Consider the following 16,487-nt stretch of genomic DNA (forward strand, 5'->3'; position numbering starts at 1 on the left):
TCCCAAGGGAGAGGTGAACCTCCGACGCCGTTCCAGCTCAACCTAATTTCATCAGGCCTTAGCCTGGCGGCACGCCGTCGACGAAAATCAGCCGGCGGTCCAGTGCGGTCCGTCGATGCCTGAGCGCCTCGGCATATTCGGGTGACGCATACCATTCGCGCAGACGCGCCATCGACGGAAATTCGACGACGATGATGTTCTTGGGCGGTGGTCCGCCTTCGACCGCCTCAGCAGCACCGCCGCGCACCAGATAGCGCCCGCCATATTGCGCGATCGCCTTGGCGGCGATCGTGCGATAGGCCTCGAAACCTGCGGCATCCTTCACATCGACCTCTGAAATCACATAGGCTGACATGGCCACAACTCACGCGATCGTATTGACGATGCCGCCCTCGGCGCGCAAGGCGGCGCCGTTGGTGGCGGAGGCCTGCTTCGAGCAGGCATAGACCACGAGGTTGGCGATCTCCTCGGTGCTGGCGAAACGTTGCAGCAACGAGGTCGGCCGGTGCTGCTTGACGAAATTGGCAGCCGCCTCCTCGACCGACTGGCCGTTCTGCCTGGCGAGATCCTTGACGAAGGCCTCGACGCCCTCGGACATGGTTGGTCCGGGCAACACGGAATTGACGGTGACGGCGGTGCCCTTGGTCAGCTCCGCGAGCCCGCGCGCGATCGCAAGCTGCGCGGTCTTGGTCATGCCGTAATGGATCATCTCGGTCGGGATGTTGAGCCCGGATTCCGAGGAGATGAAAACGATGCGGCCCCAATTGCGCTTCAGCATGCCCTGCATGTAGCCGCGCGACAGGCGCACGCCCGACATCACGTTGACCTCGAAGAAGCGACTCCAGTCTTCGTCGGGAATGTCGAAGAAGCCCTTCGGCTCGAAGATGCCGGCATTGTTGACGAGGATGTCGACCTCGGGCAGCGCAGCGAGCAGCGCCCTGCAACCTTCCGCGCTCGATACGTCGGCGGCAATGCCGCGAACCTTCGCACCCGGTACTGCCTGCTCGATCGCGGCAACCGCTGCATCGACCTTGGCCTGACCGCGGCCGTTGACAACGACCTCGGCGCCGGTCGCGGCGAGCCCCTTTGCAATGGCATTGCCGATACCCGCGGTCGAGCCAGTCACCAGCGCAGTCTTTCCGGAAAGGTCGATCTTCATGAGATGTCTCCTGTCAGCCAATCGGTCATATTTCGATGCGCGCTCGTGGATGCAACCGGGGTTCGGGCAGGCACATGCGCAAATTGCAAGCAATGCAGACCGGCATCTCAGCACCTCTCGTGGCCGGCGGCAACCATGTCGCGCTGATGACGCGGCGGGCACAGTGCGCATTTTCGCCGCGAGTCAAATTGCCACGCGCGATCTTGGTTGATGCATCGTCTCGCCAGCCTTCATGCAATCTTCATATGAAACATCGCGCCCACGGCGATGGCTTTCACACATTGTCAATTCGCCGCCGATAAGCGTCCCGCGAAACGGCTCGTGCGAGTTCGAGCCGTTGTCTCGGCAACCGGACGCAGCCTTCCTCCGATAACGACGTCCGGAGCCAGCGCGACTGACAGGAATGCATCAGATGTTCGTCACTTCCAGGATCAAGCCGTTCGCTGCGCTTGTCCTGAAACGATTTCGTCCCAGCCTCAAAAGCCAGATCGCGATGCTCGGGATTGGCGGCGTCGCCATCGTCAGCGTCACCTGTCTCGGCGGCCTCGACTACGCGGCGCATGTCCAGCGTGAGTCGGATGACAGCATGCGCTTCAGGGCACAGCTGTCCGAACTCTCCGATGGCTTCCTGGAGACGCAGCAGATCGCGGCACGTTTCCTGAAGTCGCGTGACGACGCGCTGGCGAGGAATCTCGCCGGCCGCGTTGCCGAAGAAATCGCCCTGCTCGACAGGCTCGAAGCCTTCGCAGCCACCGCGCCGGAAGGCGATCCGATCCGGCAGGTCGCCTCGCTGCGAAGCGGAATCAACCTCTATGCGACCCGGTTCCAGAACATCGTCGGCGCCCAGCGCATCCTCGGCATGAACCCGAACGACGGCTTGCAGGGCAAGCTGCGCAGCGCGGTTCAACAGTTCGAAGCCAGGGTCGGACAGCTCGATCAGCCGCGTCTCACCGTCCTGCTGCTGACGATGCGCCGTCTCGAAAAGGACTTCGCGCTGAGCGGCGAAGAGCGATTTGGCGACCAGCTCAACGAGCGCGAGGCCGATTTCGAGACTGCGCTCGCGGCCGCCGCGCTCCCCGCGGATGTGAAGACCGAGCTGCTCGGTCTTGCCCGCGCCTACAAGCTTGCCTTCGCCGGCTTCCTGGTCTCGCGCCAGACACTCGACGATCAGCTCGACGACCTCTCGCAGATCTTCGATCGTACCCGGCCGGCGCTGATCAAGGTCGCGGATGCGGCCCACAGCCGCGCCGAACTCGCGCAGCGCAGGGCCGACGCCTTCAGGCAGACGTTCAGCTGGCTGATCGGGATCGTCGCATTCGCGCTGACGCTGTTCGCCATCCTGTTCGGCCGGCGGGTCGCAGGCCTGATCAGCCGGATGAGCGCGGCGATGCGGCAGCTCGCCGAAGGACAATTCGACGTCGTGCTGCCCGGCCTCGATCGGACCGACGAGATCGGCGGCATGGCGCGGGCCGTCGAAAGTTTCAAGACCAGGGCACAGCAGAAGGCACGCGCCGAGCTCGACGCTCGGCGCGAGGAAGACCGCCGGGCGGCGAATCGACACAAGGCCGAATTGGCCCGGCTCGCGGCGGCGTTCGAGGCGAGCGCCGGCAACGTCATCGCGACGGTGTCGGCGGCATCAGAAGAGCTCGCGGCCTCGGCACACGATCTGAGCGACACCGCCCATCACACGCAGGACCTGTCCGCCAATGTCGCGGCGGCGTCAGAAGAGGCCTCCGACAATGTCCGGCGGGTTGCCGCGGCGACCGAGCAGATGATCGTCTCGGCCTCCGAGATCGGACGCCAGGTCGGCGAATCGGCCAGCTTCGCCAGCGCCGCTGTCGCCCAGGCGCAGCAGACCGACGCGCGGATGGCGCAACTCGCCTCCGCCGCCGACCGCATCGGCAATGTGGTGCAGCTGATCGCTGCGATCGCACGGCAGACCAACCTGCTCTCGCTCAACGCGACGATCGAGGCGGCGCGAGCCGGCAAGACCGGCGCCGGCTTTGCCGTGGTCGCGCAGGAGGTGAAGACGCTCGCCAGGCAGACCGCGGAGGCGACCGAAGACATTCGCGCCCAGATCGCGGACATCCAGGCGGCAACACGGGAGTCTGCCGGCGCGATCAGCGACATCGCCGGGATCATCCAGCGGATCTCGCAGATCGCCTCTCACGTGGCCGGGGCGATCGAGGAGCAAGGCCGGGCGACGCGAAGCATCGCGGAGAACGTTCAGGTCGCCTCGGAGCGGACTTCGCAGGTGGCGGTCAGCATCGGACAGGTGGCAAGCGGCGCCTCCAGGACCGGCACCGCGTCGTCGCAGGTGCTGACCTCGTCGCGGCTGCTGTCGGACGGCAACGGCCGCCTGAAGCAGGAGCTCGACAATTTCATCGCCACGATCCGGGCGGGATGACGAAGTCAAGTCGAACCGCGAGCGCGCGACGGCACTGAGCCCCCTCGCCCCGTTGTTAAGGAGCGAGGTGCAGCGGAGCCCGCTTGCCCGGTTCGAAGTAAGTTCATCGTGCCCTGGCCGGACAAACAAAAACGGCGCCCGAAGGCGCCGCTTTCAAAACCTGGCTCGATACCGGCTTACGCCGCCTCGGCTTCCTTGTCCTGGACCGGACCGGAGTCCTGGCCCTTGGCATCGACGTCGCGATCGACGAACTCGATCACGGCCATCGCCGCGTTGTCGCCGTAGCGGAAGCCGGCCTTGATGATGCGGGTGTAGCCGCCCTGGCGGTCCTTGTAGCGGGTCGCCAGCGTGTCGAACAGCTTCTTGACCTGATCCTGGTCGCGCAGCTCGGAGATCGCCTGGCGGCGCAGGGCGAGGCCGCCCTTCTTGCCGAGGGTGACGAGCTTCTCGACGATCGGCCGCAGCTCCTTGGCCTTCGGCAGCGTGGTGACGATCTGCTCGTGCTTGATCAGGGCTGCCGCCATGTTGGCGAACATCGCACGCCGGTGTTCGGCGGTGCGATTGAGCTTCCGATGAACCTTGCCGTGACGCATTGTCTTATTCCTTCTTCAATTCTGTCGCGGTGGTTCAGCGACAAGTGCAGGTGGGCATCCTGCGTTCGCCCAACTAGCGAGTAGCGAATGGTGAATAGCGAATAGTCTTCCATTCGCTATTCGCTACTCCCTATTCGCTCAGTAGTGATCCTCGAAGCGCTTGGCGAGCTCGTCGATGTTCTCCGGCGGCCAGCCCGGCACTTCCATGCCGAGGTGCAGACCCATCTGGGCCAGCACTTCCTTGATCTCGTTCAGCGACTTGCGGCCGAAGTTCGGGGTGCGGAGCATTTCCGCTTCCGACTTCTGCACCAGGTCGCCGATGTAGACGATGTTGTCGTTCTTCAGGCAGTTTGCCGAACGCACCGACAGTTCGAGCTCGTCGACCTTCTTGAGGAACGCCGGGTTGAACGCCAGATCGGGGATGATCTCCTGCGTGACTTCCTTGCGCGGCTCTTCGAAGTTGACGAACACGTTGAGCTGATCCTGCAGGATGCGCGCGGCATAGGCCACGGCGTCCTCCGGCGTGATCGCGCCGTTGGTCTCGATCGTCATGGTCAGCTTGTCGTAATCGAGGATCTGGCCCTCACGGGTGTTCTCGACCTTGTAGGAGACCTTGCGGACCGGCGAGAACAGGCTGTCGACCGGGATCAGGCCGATCGGGGCGTCCTCGGGACGGTTGCGCTCGGCGGCGACATAGCCCTTGCCGGTGGTGACCGTGAACTCCATGCGGATCTCGGCGCCGTCGTCCAGCGTGCAGAGCTGCAAATCGGGGTTGAGCACGGTGACGTCGCCGACGGTCTGGATGTCGCCGGCGGTGACGGCACCCGGGCCCTGCTTCTTCACGACCATGCGCTTCGGGCCTTCGCCCTGCATCTTGATCGAGATGTCCTTGATGTTGAGCACGATGTCGGTGACGTCCTCGCGGACGCCAGCGATCGAGGAGAACTCATGCAGCACGCCGTCGATGTGCACCGACTGCACCGCGGCGCCCTGCAACGAGGACAGCAGGATGCGGCGCAGCGCGTTGCCGAGCGTCTGGCCGAAGCCGCGCTCGAGCGGCTCGGCGACGACGGTGGCGAACCGGCTCGCGTCCGAGCCCGGCGTGACCTGGAGCTTGTTCGGTCGAATGAGTTCTTGCCAATTTTTCTGGATCGTCACTTTTTCACCCTTTGCCGGTCACAGGGCCACACGAGAGGCCGTACCTGGCGTTGGAGATCGCGGAAGCGTCCGCGCGGTCAATTCCAAAAACCATCGCAGGGCGGCCAGGGGCCGCCCGCGACTTACAGATCAAACGCGCCGACGCTTGCGCGGACGGCAGCCATTGTGCGGGATCGTGGTCACGTCGCGGATCGAGGTGACGGTGAAGCCCGCGGCCTGCAGCGCGCGCAGCGCCGACTCACGGCCCGAACCCGGGCCAGCCACTTCGACCTCCAGCGTGCGCATGCCGTGTTCCTGCGCCTTCTTGGAGACGTCTTCCGCCGCGACCTGCGCGGCATAAGGGGTCGACTTGCGCGAACCCTTGAAGCCCATCGTGCCGGCCGACGACCAAGCGATGGTGTTGCCCTGCGCGTCGGTGATGGTGATGGTCGTGTTGTTGAACGACGAATTCACGTGCGCGATGCCGGAGGCGATGTTCTTGCGTTCGCGGCGACGTACGCGGGTGGCTTCCTTGCCCATTTCTAACCTTTCCTGTGATCTCAACGCCGCCGTAGTGCCAGCGGCTACACCTCAAAACGCAAATGGCGAGCAGCGAATGTCGATTCGCTGCTCCCCATCGGCAATTCGCAAAACTTACTTCTTCTTGCCGGCGATCGCCTTGGCCGGACCCTTGCGCGTGCGCGCATTGGTGTGGGTACGCTGGCCGCGCACCGGCAGACCGCGGCGATGACGCAGGCCGCGATAGCAGCCGAGGTCCATCAGACGCTTGATGTTGATGCCGACCTCGCGGCGGAGGTCGCCCTCGACCAGATAGTCGCGGTCGATGACTTCGCGGATCTGGAGGACCTCCTGGTCGGTCAACTGGTTGACGCGACGATCCACCGGGATCTTCACCTTCTCCATGATGTCGGCAGCGTTCTTCTGGCCGATGCCATGGATGTACTGAAGCGCGATCAGCACGCGCTTGTTGGTCGGAATGTTGACGCCGGCAATACGGGCCACGGACTTCTCTCCTGTCGCCGCTCCATCACGGATACGGGCTTCTCAAGTTCTTGCTACTTGCGGGCTTGTGTCCACAAACGCGAACACGACGCCCACCCCTCGTGTCCTTTGGGGCCCGGCATCGTCATAAAACTATCCAACTTGGATGCGGGGCTTATTAAAGGATTCATGTCGGTTTCGTCAACCGCTCCTAGCGCTTAGCTCGCTGTTTCGTGAGCTTTTTTGCCGCCTTTTTGGCGGTCTTTGCACCCTTCCGGGCATTGGCGGCGCGGGTTGCCTTCTTTCCGGCCTTCGCCGGCTTCCTGGCAGCCTTCTTCGTCGCCTTTTTGGCCTTGGCAACCGCCTTGGCGGCCTTTTTGGCCGATTTCACAGCGGTCTTGGCCGGCTTTTTGGCAGCCTTGGAGCTCTTTTTGGTGCCCTTGGACCCCTTCTTGGCAGCCTTTGAAGCCGCCTTGGGCTCCTCATGCTCCCTCGGCTCCAGCGCGCCGAGCGCGGCCAGGATCCGGTTGATGTCGCGGGTGACGTGCTCGATGGCCATCATGCCATCGACGGTCAGCAGCTTGCGCCGCTCCGAATAATAGTGAATCAGCGGTTCCGTCATCGAGCGGTACTGCGCCAGGCGCTTGGTCAGCACTTCCGGCGTGTCGTCCAGGCGCACGTCCTCGCCGCGCGCACGGGTCTCCTCGGCGCGCTTCTCAACGCGGGCGAGCAGCGCGCTCTCGTTGACGCGCAGCTCGACCACGGCGTCGATCTTGAGATGCCGCTTCCGGAGCAGCTCGTCGAGCGCCTCCGCCTGCGGCACGGTGCGCGGGAAGCCGTCGAGAATGAATCCCTTCTTGGCGTCGGGCTGCTCGATTCGGTCGGCGATGATGCCGACCACGACCTCGTCGGGAACCAGGCCGCCATTGGCCATGATCTCCTTGGCCTGCAAACCGATCGGCGTGCCCGCGGCAACCGCTGCGCGCAGCATCTCGCCGGTCGAGAGCTGCACGATGCCGTGCCTGTGCACCAGCCGCTGCGCCTGGGTTCCCTTGCCCGAGCCCGGCGGCCCCAAAAGGATCAATCTCATCGCTGTTTCGCCCCCCGGCTAGGTGGGCGAGGTCCGCACACCTGTGTTTTGACTTTGGAGCCGCGCCGCGATCAGCGGCGGCGGCCTCCCCTGAGCTTCGACTTCCTGATCAACCCTTCATATTGATGGGCGAGCAGATAGCCCTGCACTTGCGACACCGTATCCATCGTTACGCTGACGACGATCAGGAGCGAAGTGCCACCAAAGTAGAACGGGACCGAGGCGTAGGAAATCAGAATTTCAGGAATCAAGCAGACGATCGCCAGATAGATCGCGCCGAGCACCGTGATGCGCGACAGCACGTAGTCGATATATTCCGCCGTGCGCTCGCCGGGCCGGATGCCCGGGATGAAGCCGCCATGCTTCTTCAGATTGTCCGCGGTCTCGGTCGGGTTGAACACGATCGCGGTGTAGAAGAAGGCGAAGAACACGATCAGCGCCAGATAGAGCAGCAGGAACAGCGGCCGGCCGTGGCTGAGCTGGGTGGTGAGCCACTGGAACCACTCCGGGCCCTTGCCAGCGTTGAAATTCGCGACCGTGGTCGGCAGCAGCAGCAGCGACGAAGCGAAGATCGGCGGAATCACGCCCGAGGTGTTGAGCTTGAGCGGCAGATGCGAGGACTGGCCCTCGAACATCTTGTTGCCGACCTGGCGCTTCGGATACTGGATCAGGAGCCGGCGCTGCGCGCGCTCCATGAACACGATGAAGGCGATCACGGCGACCGCCATCACGATGACGATCAGGATCAGGCCGGTCGACATCGCACCCTGGCGGCCGAGTTCCAGCATGTTGGCGAGCGCCGACGGCAGCTCGGCGACGATGCCGGACAGGATGATCAGCGAGATACCGTTGCCGATGCCGCGCGAGGTGATCTGCTCGCCGAGCCACATCAGGAACATGGTGCCGCCGGTCAGCGTGATCGCGGTCGAGATCCGGAAGAACATGCCGGGGTCGCTGACGACGTTGCCGGCACCCTCGAGGCCGATCGCGATGCCGTAGGACTGGAACAGCGCCAGGATCACCGTCAGATAGCGGGTGTACTGGTTCAGCGTCTTGCGGCCCGCCTCACCTTCCTTCTTGAGCGCCTCGAGCTGCGGCGACACGGTGGTCAACAGCTGCACGATGATCGATGCCGAGATGTACGGCATGATGTTGAGCGCGAAGATCGCCATGCGGTGGATGCCGCCGCCGGCGAACATGTTGAACATGCCGAGGATGCCGCCGGACTGGCTGCGGAACACCTGCTCCCAGATGTTGGGATCGATGCCGGGCAGCGGGATGTAGGTGCCCAGCCGATAAACAAGCAGCGCACCCAGGGTGAACCAGATGCGCTTCTTCAGCTCGTCGGCTTTCGCCAGCTGTCCGAAATTGAGGTTTGCGGCAAGTTGTTCGGCTGCTGAGACCATGTTCGGCTTTCTCCCGGAGCCCGCTTCGCCGAAGCCCCCGAGATCAGTGCGCTCGGGGCGTTCGGCAGACACCGGACATTATCTGGTGCTCGGCCTCGATAAGTCCATCATTCGATCTGCGGATTGCCCGCGTGGCCGGCGGGCAATGACGCAGATGTTACGCCGCCTCGCCTTCGTCCTTGGCGGGGGCCAGGATCTTGACCGAGCCGCCGGCCTTCTCGACTGCGGCAATGGCCGACTTGGAAGCGCCGTGCGCCTCGATGGTCAGCTTGGCCTTGATCTCGCCACGGCCGAGCAGCCGCAGGCCGTCCTTGGCGCGACGCAGCACGCCGGCCTTGACCAGCGTCTCGACGGTCACCGTCGCGCTCGCATCGACCAGCTTGTTGTCGATCGCTTCCTGCAGACGGTCGAGATTGATCTCGGCGAAGTCGAGCCGGAAGATGTTGTTGAAGCCGCGCTTCGGCAGACGGCGATGCATCGGCATCTGGCCGCCTTCGAAACCCTTGATGCGGACGCCCGAACGCGCGGTCTGGCCCTTGCCGCCGCGGCCCGAGGTCTTGCCCTTGCCGGAACCGATGCCACGGCCGACACGCATGCGCTTCTTGCGCGAGCCGGCGTTGTCGGCGATATCGCTGAGCTTCATCGCCCTTCTCCTTATCTCTGCTTACTCGCCGACGACGCGGACGAGATGCTGAACCTTGCTGATCATGCCGCGAACTTCAGGGGTGTCCTGCAGCTCGGCAACCCGGCCGATCTTGTTGAGCTTGAGGCCGATCAGCGTCGAACGCTGCGAGTGATGGCGGCGGATCGCGCTGCCTGTCTGCTCGACCTTGATCGTCTTGCTGGCCTTGGCCATGACAGTAACTCCGAATGGCGCTTCGAGAAGCGCGCGTTGTTATTCCGCCACCACTTCGGCGTCGCCGCCGACGCGGCGCGACTGCAGGGTGGAGACCTTGATGTTGCGGCGGGCGGCCACCGAGCGCGGCGAATCCTGATGCTTCAGCGCGTCGAAGGTCGCGCGAACCATGTTGTAGGGATTCGACGAACCGATCGACTTCGCCACCACGTCCTGGATGCCGAGCGTCTCGAACACCGCGCGCATCGGGCCGCCGGCGATGATGCCGGTACCCGCCGGAGCGGTGCGCAGATAGACGCGACCGGCGCCGTGACGGCCGGCGACGTCGTGATGCAGCGTCCGGCCTTCCCGAAGCGCGACGCGCGTCAAATTGCGCTTCGCAGATTCGGTCGCCTTGCGGATCGCTTCCGGCACTTCGCGCGCCTTGCCGTGGCCGAAACCGACCCGGCCCTTCTGGTCGCCGATCACGACCAGCGCTGCGAAACCGAAGCGCTTGCCGCCCTTGACGACCTTCGCCACGCGATTGATGTGGACGAGCTTGTCGACGAACTCGCTGTCGCGCTCCTCGCGCTCCCTGCTCCGTTCGCGGCCGCCGCGTTCGCGTTCACCTGCCATGGTGTTTTCCAATCTCTAGGAGGCTTGCGCCTCTTTCCTCGTAATCGTTCAAATTCGGTTAGAAGCTGAGCCCGCCTTCGCGCGCCGCATCCGCGAGCGCCTTGACGCGCCCGTGATAGATGTAGGCGCCGCGATCGAACACGACTTCCTTGACGCCCTTCTGCGCCGCGCGTTCCGCCAGCAGCTTGCCGACGGCCTTGGCAGCATCGATGTCGGCGCCGGTCTTGCCGGCGTCGCGCATGGTCTTCTCCAGCGACGAGGCGGACGCCAGCGTCTCGCCCTTCTGGTCGTCGATGACCTGGGCGTAGATGTGCTTGGACGAGCGGAACACCGACAGCCGCGGACGGCCGCCTGCCGAGCGGCGAAGCGCAAGGCGCACGCGCTGCTTGCGCCGGGCATTCGTAACCTTGAGTGACATGACCGGCTCCGTTACTTCTTCTTGCCTTCCTTGCGGAAGATGAATTCGTTGGCGTACTTCACGCCCTTGCCCTTGTAGGGCTCCGGCGGACGGTAGGCGCGGATCTCGGCGGCGACCTGGCCGACGCGCTGCGGATCGTTGCCGGTGATCGTGATCTCGGTCGGCTTCGGCACCGCGATGGTGATGCCTTCCGGGATCGCGTAGACCACGTCGTGGCTGTAGCCGAGCGCGAGTTGCAGGTTCTTGCCCTGCATCGCGGCGCGGTAGCCGACGCCGGTGATCTCGAGCTTCTTCTCGAAGCCCTTGGTGACGCCCTCGACGAGGTTGGCGACCTGCGCGCGCGCGGTGCCGTACATCGCCTGCGCGCGGTTGGTCTTGACGCGCGGAGCGACCTTGACCTGGCCGTTCTCGAACTTCACCTCGACGTCGTCATGCACGACGAACTGAAGCTGGCCCTTCGGCCCCTTCACCTTCACCGTCTGGCCCTCGACGGTCGCCGTCACACCCGACGGGATCGCCACCGGCCGCTTGCCGATACGTGACATCGTAAAATCCTTCCTCAGAACACCGTGAAGAGAACTTCGCCGCCCACGTTGGCGTCGCGCGCCTGGTGGTCAGCCATGATTCCCTTCGGCGTCGACAACACCGAAATGCCGAGACCGTTGTTCACGCGCGGCAGGTTCTTCACCGAGGCGTAAACGCGGCGGCCCGGCTTCGACACCCGCTCGATCTCGCGGATGACGGGCTCGCCGTCGAAATACTTCAGCTCGATCTCGAGCTCGCTGCGGCCCGAGGCGTGCTCGACGCTGGCGTAGCCGCGGATGTAACCCTCGGACTTCAGCACTTCGAGCACGTTGGCGCGCATCTTGGAGCCCGGGGTCGAGACCTTGGACTTCGAACGCATCTGCGCATTGCGGATGCGGGTGATCAGATCGGAAATCGGATCGTGCGTAGACATGGTTCCGACCCTCCTTACCAGCTCGACTTCACGAGCCCGGGAACCAGGCCCTTGGAGCCGAGTTCACGCAGCGCGATGCGCGACAGCTTGTTCTTGCGATAGTTCGAGCGCGGACGCCCGGTCAGCTCGCAGCGGTTGCGGATGCGCGTCGCCGACGAGTTGCGCGGCATCTCGGCAAGCTTCAACGTCGCCGCGAAGCGCTCTTCCATCGGCTTGGTCTTGTCGGCGATGATCGCCTTCAGCTTCGCGCGCTGCGGAGCGGCGTTCTTCGTCATCCGCTTGCGCCGGTTGTTCTTCTCGACTGAACTCTTCTTTGCCATGCTTGGCTCCTGGGTATCCGCGTTTGAGTGGCTTTGGCTCAGCTACTCACTGCCGGAACGGGAAATTGAAAGCGGTCAACAAGGCACGCGCCTCGTCGTCGGTCTTGGCGGTGGTGCAGACCGTGATGTCCATGCCACGCGCTTCCGAGACCTTGTCGAAGTCGATCTCGGGGAAAATGATGTGCTCCTTGATGCCGAGCGAATAGTTGCCGCGGCCGTCGAAGCTCTTCGGGTTCAGGCCGCGGAAGTCACGGACGCGGGGCAGCGCCACGTTCACCAGGCGGTCGATGAACTCGTACATATGGGTCTTGCGCAGCGTGACCTTGCAGCCGATCGGCTGGTTCTCACGCAGCTTGAAGGTCGCGATCGCGATCCGCGAATAGGTCACGATCGCCTTCTGGCCGGCGATCTGGGTCAGCTCGGCAGCGGCGGTCTCGGCCTTCTTGCGGTCGTTGACGGAATCGCCCACGCCCATGTTGAGCACGACCTTGTCGAGGCGCGGCACCTGCATCACGTTGGCATAACCGAACTTCTCGGTCATCATGCCGCGGATCTTCTTGTCATACTCCGTGCGCAGGCGCGGAATGTAAGCGGTATCAGCCATCGATCTCTGCTCCCGAGCTCTTGGCAACACGAACCTTCTTGCCATCGGCCTGAATCTTGAACCCGATGCGGGTCGGCTTGCCGTCCTTGCCGACATACGCGACGTTGGAAAGGTCGATCGGCATCTCCTTGGAGATGATGCCGCCTTCCTGGGTCTGGGTCTGCTTCTGGTGACGCTTCACCATGTTGACGCCACGGACGAGAGCCTTGTTCTCATCCGGACGCACCTCGAACACCTCGCCGGTGCGACCCTTGTCGCGGCCGGTGAGCACGATCACCTTGTCGCCCTTGCGGATCTTGGCAGCCATCACAGCACCTCCGGCGCGAGCGAAATGATCTTCATGTGGTTCTTGGCGCGCAGCTCGCGCGGCACCGGCCCGAAGATACGGGTGCCGACCGGCTCGGACTGATTGTTGATCAGTACGGCGGCGTTGCGGTCGAAACGGATGACCGAACCGTCGGCGCGGCGGATGTCCTTGCGGACTCGCACCACGACGGCCTTCATCACGTCGCCCTTCTTCACCTTACCACGCGGGATGGCTTCCTTGATCGACACAACGATAACGTCGCCCACGGTGGCATAGCGGCGCTTGGAACCTCCAAGAACCTTGATGCACATGACACGGCGTGCGCCAGAATTATCGGCCACGTCGAGGTTGGTCTGCATCTGAATCATTGATGCACCTCGTCCTCTTTCTGCGCTTTAGCGCGCTCAAAATTTCCCTGAATGTCTTCGGCCAGGCCGAAGTAATCAGGCCGTTTTCTTGTGTTCGCCCCGGACCACGGTCCAGCGCTTCAGCTTCGAGATCGGCTTCGATTCCTCGATCCAGACCATGTCGCCCGGCTTGAACTGGTTGTTCTCGTCGTGCGCGTGGTAGTTCTTGGAACGGCGGATCGTCTTCTTGTAGATCGGGTGGGTGAAGCGGCGATCGACGCGCACCACGATGGTCTTGGCTTGCTTGTCGCTGACGACCACGCCCTGCAGAGTACGTTTCGGCATGAGCTAGCCCCTTACTTCTTCTTCGCGCGCTGCTGCGCGGCGATGGTCTTGATACGAGCGATATCGCGGCGGGCTTCCCGCATCCGCGAGGTGTTCTCCAGCTGCCCGGTGGCGCGCTGGAAACGCAGGTTGAAGCGTTCCTTCTTCAGGTTCAGGACCGCGTCTTCCCGCTGGTCGTCGCTCATCGCGCGAATGTCTTCAACTTTCATCTCGGCCATGGCGATTACTCCGCAATGCGCGCGACAAAGCGCGTCTTGATCGGCAGCTTGGCGGCGGCAAGCGACAGCGCCTCCTTGGCGGTCTGCACCGGCACGCCGTCGATTTCGAACATCACGCGGCCCGGCTTGATCCGGACCACCCACAATTCCGGCGCGCCCTTGCCGGAGCCCATGCGGACTTCGGCGGGCTTCTTCGACACCGGCACGTCCGGGAACACCCGGATCCAGACGCGGCCGGCACGCTTCATGTGACGGGTCAGCGCGCGGCGGGCGGCTTCGATCTGACGGGCGGTGACGCGCTCAGGCTCCATCGCCTTCAGGCCGAACTGGCCGAACGCCAACGTCGCGCCAGAGGTCGCAACGCCGTGGATACGGCCCTTATGCGCCTTCCGGAACTTCGTTTTCTTAGGTTGCATCATGGCTTTAAGCCCTCAAATTCCTGCTTTGCCTCAAGCGGCGTCGCGGCGCGAACGCGGCGTGTTGTCGCCCTCGGCCATCTTCTTGTCCTGGGCCATCGGATCGTGCTCGAGGATCTCGCCCTTGAAGATCCAGACCTTGACGCCGCAGGTGCCGAAGGTCGTGAACGCGGTGGCGACGCCGTAGTCGACGTCGGCGCGCAGCGTGTGCAGCGGCACGCGACCTTCGCGATACCACTCCATGCGCGCGATTTCGGCGCCGCCGAGACGGCCCGAGCAGTTGATGCGGATACCGCCGGCGCCGAGACGCATCGCCGACTGCACGGCACGCTTCATGGCGCGACGGAACGCGACGCGGCGCTCGAGCTGCTGGGCGATCGATTCAGCGACCAGGGTCGCGTCGAGCTCCGGCTTGCGGATTTCGACGATGTTGATCACGACGTCCGACGAGGTGATGTCGGCGACCTTCTTGCGCAGCTTGTCGATGTCGGCGCCCTTCTTGCCGATCACGACGCCCGGACGGGCCGAATGGATCGTCACGCGGCACTTCTTGTGCGGACGCTCGATCACGATGCGGGCGACGGCCGCCTGCTTGAGCTCCTTGTGCAGGATCTCGCGGATCTTGACGTCCTCGTGCAGGAGCTTGCCGTATTCCTGCTTGCCAGCGAACCAACGGGAGTCCCAGGTCCGGTTGATGCCGAGACGCAGCCCGATTGGATTGATCTTTTGACCCATCGTCTTCTCCTGCGCCCTTCTTAAGCGCTTGCCTCGGCCTCGACCTGACGAACCACGATGGTCAGGTGCGAGAACGGTTTGAACACACGGCCCGAACGACCACGGCCGCGCGGAGCAAAACGCTTCATCACGATGCCATTGCCGACATGCGCCTCGGCGACGACGAGATCGTCGACTTCGAGGTCATGGTTGTTCTCGGCGTTCGCGATCGCCGATTCCAGGCACTTCTTGACGTCGACCGCGATCCGCTTGCGCGAGAACTGCAAGTCGGCGAGCGCAGCCGACGCCTTGCGGCCGCGGATCAGCTGCGCCACCAGGTTCAGCTTCTGCGGGCTGACGCGCAGCATGCGGGCGACGGCCTTGGCCTCATTGTCCGCGAGGCTACGTTCGCGCTTTGGTTTGCTCATCGGTTAATCCTCAAGCCTTCTTGGCTTTCTTGTCGCCCGAATGGCCGTGGAAGGTACGGGTCGGCGAGAACTCGCCGAACTTGTGACCCACCATTTCTTCGTTGATGGCCACCGGCACGTGCTTGTGGCCGTTATAGACGCCGAACGTCAGGCCGACGAACTGCGGCAGGATGGTCGAGCGGCGGCTCCAGATCTTGATGACGTCGTGACGGCCGGACGCGCGCGCGGCATCTGCCTTCTTGAGCAGAGAGCCTTCGACGAACGGGCCTTTCCAGACTGAACGAACCATGTCCGGCGTTCCTTACTTCTTCCGCTTGTGGCGGCTGAGGAGAATGAATTTGTTGGTCGACTTGTTGGTGCGGGTCTTCTTGCCCTTGGTCGGCTTGCCCCACGGAGTAACCGGGTGGCGACCGCCCGAGGTACGACCTTCACCACCGCCGTGCGGGTGATCGATCGGGTTCATGACGACGCCGCGGTTGTGCGGACGCCAGCCGAGCCAGCGGGTACGACCGGCCTTGCCGATCGAGATGTTCATGTGATCGGGGTTCGAGACCGCGCCGATCGTGCCGCGGCAACGGCCGTGCACGAGACGCTGCTCGCCCGAGTTCAGACGGACGATCACGTAGTCCTGGTCGCGGCCGACGATCTGGGCATAGGTACCGGCCGAACGCGCCAGCTGGCCGCCCTTGCCGATCTTCAGCTCGATGTTGTGCACGATCGTGCCGACCGGCATGTTGCCGAGCGGCATGACGTTGCCCGGCTTGACGTCGACATAGTTGCCGGCGACGACGGTGTCGCCCGCCGCCAGACGCTGCGGCGCCAGGATGTAGGCGAGTTCACCGTCCTGATACTTGATCAGCGCGATGAAGGCGGTGCGGTTCGGATCGTACTCCAGCCGCTCCACCACTGCCGGCATGTCCACCTTGTCGCGGCGGAAGTCGACGGTGCGGTAGGCCTTCTTGTGGCCGCCGCCGCGGAAACGCACGGTGATGCGACCGGTGTTGTTGCGACCGCCATTGCCGAGCTTGCCCTCGGTCAGGGTCTTCACCGGCTTGCCCTTGTAGAGCGCCGAACGATCGACCATGACCAGCTGGCGCTGGCCCGGCGTCGTGGGATTAAAGGTTTTCAATGCCATCGTCGTTGCGCC

The 16,487-nt window shown here is 63.9% G+C and carries 26 protein-coding genes; 1 reads left to right on the forward strand and 25 read right to left on the reverse strand.

Annotation, left to right across the window (positions count from 1 at the left end; translation table 11 throughout):
* Nucleotides 1-58 precede the first annotated feature (58 nt).
* Together B2W55_RS04555 and B2W55_RS04560 are read right to left on the reverse strand one after the other, a co-directional pair.
* A complete protein-coding gene (locus B2W55_RS04555) occupies nucleotides 59-355 on the reverse strand; it encodes a DUF1330 domain-containing protein (RefSeq protein ID WP_024578589.1) in 297 nt (98 codons plus the stop codon).
* 9 nt (nucleotides 356-364) lie between these two features.
* The gene (locus B2W55_RS04560) at nucleotides 365-1,159 is read right to left on the reverse strand and encodes an SDR family NAD(P)-dependent oxidoreductase (RefSeq protein WP_024578588.1); all 795 of its coding nucleotides are present in this window, start codon (nucleotides 1,157-1,159) and stop codon (nucleotides 365-367) included.
* 412 nt (nucleotides 1,160-1,571) lie between these two features.
* Here B2W55_RS04560 and B2W55_RS04565 point away from each other — a divergent pair, with 412 nt between their 5' ends.
* Nucleotides 1,572-3,566 carry a methyl-accepting chemotaxis protein gene (locus B2W55_RS04565; RefSeq protein WP_160306655.1) on the forward strand — a complete coding sequence of 665 codons (1,995 nt, stop codon included), beginning with the start codon at nucleotides 1,572-1,574 and terminating at the stop codon, nucleotides 3,564-3,566.
* A 176-nt stretch (nucleotides 3,567-3,742) separates the two neighbouring features.
* On the opposite strand, the gene rplQ is transcribed toward B2W55_RS04565, so the two are convergent.
* The 23 genes from rplQ to rplB all read right to left on the reverse strand — a co-directional run bounded on the left by rplQ (nucleotide 3,743) and on the right by rplB (nucleotide 16,475).
* Nucleotides 3,743-4,159, reverse strand: coding sequence for a 50S ribosomal protein L17 (rplQ, locus tag B2W55_RS04570; protein ID WP_024578586.1), 417 nt, complete (start codon nucleotides 4,157-4,159; stop codon nucleotides 3,743-3,745).
* A 138-nt stretch (nucleotides 4,160-4,297) separates the two neighbouring features.
* Nucleotides 4,298-5,317 carry a DNA-directed RNA polymerase subunit alpha gene (locus B2W55_RS04575; RefSeq protein WP_018272129.1) on the reverse strand — a complete coding sequence of 340 codons (1,020 nt, stop codon included), beginning with the start codon at nucleotides 5,315-5,317 and terminating at the stop codon, nucleotides 4,298-4,300.
* A 129-nt stretch (nucleotides 5,318-5,446) separates the two neighbouring features.
* Nucleotides 5,447-5,836: a 30S ribosomal protein S11 gene (gene rpsK, locus B2W55_RS04580; RefSeq protein ID WP_006021048.1), complete on the reverse strand. Its 390-nt coding sequence runs from the start codon at nucleotides 5,834-5,836 to the stop codon at nucleotides 5,447-5,449.
* A 114-nt stretch (nucleotides 5,837-5,950) separates the two neighbouring features.
* Nucleotides 5,951-6,319 carry a 30S ribosomal protein S13 gene (gene rpsM, locus B2W55_RS04585; RefSeq protein WP_016843766.1) on the reverse strand — a complete coding sequence of 123 codons (369 nt, stop codon included), beginning with the start codon at nucleotides 6,317-6,319 and terminating at the stop codon, nucleotides 5,951-5,953.
* Nucleotides 6,320-6,509: 190 nt separating this feature from the next.
* A complete protein-coding gene (locus B2W55_RS04590; RefSeq protein ID WP_024578585.1) occupies nucleotides 6,510-7,388 on the reverse strand; it encodes an adenylate kinase in 879 nt (292 codons plus the stop codon).
* Between the two features lie 71 nt (nucleotides 7,389-7,459).
* A complete protein-coding gene (secY, locus tag B2W55_RS04595) occupies nucleotides 7,460-8,794 on the reverse strand; it encodes a preprotein translocase subunit SecY (protein ID WP_024578584.1) in 1,335 nt (444 codons plus the stop codon).
* A 157-nt stretch (nucleotides 8,795-8,951) separates the two neighbouring features.
* Nucleotides 8,952-9,437: a 50S ribosomal protein L15 gene (gene rplO, locus B2W55_RS04600; RefSeq protein ID WP_024578583.1), complete on the reverse strand. Its 486-nt coding sequence runs from the start codon at nucleotides 9,435-9,437 to the stop codon at nucleotides 8,952-8,954.
* A gap of 21 nt (nucleotides 9,438-9,458) precedes the next feature.
* Nucleotides 9,459-9,650, reverse strand: coding sequence for a 50S ribosomal protein L30 (gene rpmD, locus B2W55_RS04605; RefSeq protein WP_024578582.1), 192 nt, complete (start codon nucleotides 9,648-9,650; stop codon nucleotides 9,459-9,461).
* A 39-nt stretch (nucleotides 9,651-9,689) separates the two neighbouring features.
* The gene (gene rpsE, locus B2W55_RS04610; RefSeq protein ID WP_021081649.1) at nucleotides 9,690-10,265 is read right to left on the reverse strand and encodes a 30S ribosomal protein S5; all 576 of its coding nucleotides are present in this window, start codon (nucleotides 10,263-10,265) and stop codon (nucleotides 9,690-9,692) included.
* 58 nt (nucleotides 10,266-10,323) lie between these two features.
* A complete protein-coding gene (gene rplR, locus B2W55_RS04615) occupies nucleotides 10,324-10,683 on the reverse strand; it encodes a 50S ribosomal protein L18 (RefSeq protein ID WP_016843760.1) in 360 nt (119 codons plus the stop codon).
* A gap of 11 nt (nucleotides 10,684-10,694) precedes the next feature.
* Nucleotides 10,695-11,228, reverse strand: coding sequence for a 50S ribosomal protein L6 (gene rplF / locus B2W55_RS04620; RefSeq protein WP_024578581.1), 534 nt, complete (start codon nucleotides 11,226-11,228; stop codon nucleotides 10,695-10,697).
* Nucleotides 11,229-11,242: 14 nt separating this feature from the next.
* Nucleotides 11,243-11,641, reverse strand: a complete 399-nt coding sequence (rpsH, locus tag B2W55_RS04625) for a 30S ribosomal protein S8 (RefSeq protein WP_024578580.1) — start codon at nucleotides 11,639-11,641, stop codon at nucleotides 11,243-11,245.
* Between the two features lie 14 nt (nucleotides 11,642-11,655).
* On the reverse strand, nucleotides 11,656-11,961 hold the full coding sequence (gene rpsN, locus B2W55_RS04630; RefSeq protein WP_024578579.1) for a 30S ribosomal protein S14: 306 nt from the start codon (nucleotides 11,959-11,961) through the stop codon (nucleotides 11,656-11,658).
* Nucleotides 11,962-12,007: 46 nt separating this feature from the next.
* On the reverse strand, nucleotides 12,008-12,565 hold the full coding sequence (gene rplE, locus B2W55_RS04635; RefSeq protein WP_029878722.1) for a 50S ribosomal protein L5: 558 nt from the start codon (nucleotides 12,563-12,565) through the stop codon (nucleotides 12,008-12,010).
* Entirely contained in the window at nucleotides 12,558-12,872 is a 315-nt protein-coding gene (gene rplX, locus B2W55_RS04640; protein WP_024578577.1) for a 50S ribosomal protein L24, read from the reverse strand. The genes rplE and rplX overlap by 8 nt, the downstream gene beginning before the upstream one ends.
* Nucleotides 12,872-13,240, reverse strand: coding sequence for a 50S ribosomal protein L14 (rplN, locus tag B2W55_RS04645; RefSeq protein ID WP_011473865.1), 369 nt, complete (start codon nucleotides 13,238-13,240; stop codon nucleotides 12,872-12,874). Before rplN ends, rplX begins: the two co-directional genes overlap by 1 nt.
* Nucleotides 13,241-13,315: 75 nt before the next feature.
* On the reverse strand, nucleotides 13,316-13,564 hold the full coding sequence (gene rpsQ, locus B2W55_RS04650) for a 30S ribosomal protein S17 (RefSeq protein WP_016843754.1): 249 nt from the start codon (nucleotides 13,562-13,564) through the stop codon (nucleotides 13,316-13,318).
* A gap of 11 nt (nucleotides 13,565-13,575) precedes the next feature.
* Complete coding sequence (rpmC, locus tag B2W55_RS04655; RefSeq protein ID WP_024578576.1) at nucleotides 13,576-13,782, reverse strand: 50S ribosomal protein L29; 207 nt, start codon at nucleotides 13,780-13,782, stop codon at nucleotides 13,576-13,578.
* Nucleotides 13,783-13,787: 5 nt separating this feature from the next.
* Nucleotides 13,788-14,201: a 50S ribosomal protein L16 gene (gene rplP, locus B2W55_RS04660; RefSeq protein WP_016843752.1), complete on the reverse strand. Its 414-nt coding sequence runs from the start codon at nucleotides 14,199-14,201 to the stop codon at nucleotides 13,788-13,790.
* Between the two features lie 30 nt (nucleotides 14,202-14,231).
* On the reverse strand, nucleotides 14,232-14,933 hold the full coding sequence (gene rpsC, locus B2W55_RS04665) for a 30S ribosomal protein S3 (protein ID WP_024578575.1): 702 nt from the start codon (nucleotides 14,931-14,933) through the stop codon (nucleotides 14,232-14,234).
* A 20-nt stretch (nucleotides 14,934-14,953) separates the two neighbouring features.
* Nucleotides 14,954-15,340, reverse strand: coding sequence for a 50S ribosomal protein L22 (rplV, locus tag B2W55_RS04670; RefSeq protein ID WP_016843750.1), 387 nt, complete (start codon nucleotides 15,338-15,340; stop codon nucleotides 14,954-14,956).
* Nucleotides 15,341-15,350: 10 nt separating this feature from the next.
* Nucleotides 15,351-15,629, reverse strand: coding sequence for a 30S ribosomal protein S19 (gene rpsS, locus B2W55_RS04675; protein WP_024578574.1), 279 nt, complete (start codon nucleotides 15,627-15,629; stop codon nucleotides 15,351-15,353).
* 12 nt (nucleotides 15,630-15,641) lie between these two features.
* Complete coding sequence (rplB, locus tag B2W55_RS04680) at nucleotides 15,642-16,475, reverse strand: 50S ribosomal protein L2 (protein ID WP_024578573.1); 834 nt, start codon at nucleotides 16,473-16,475, stop codon at nucleotides 15,642-15,644.
* Nucleotides 16,476-16,487 lie beyond the last annotated feature (12 nt).

This window comes from Bradyrhizobium sp. UBA2491 (assembly GCF_002341725.1).
Taxonomy (GTDB): domain Bacteria; phylum Pseudomonadota; class Alphaproteobacteria; order Rhizobiales; family Xanthobacteraceae; genus Bradyrhizobium.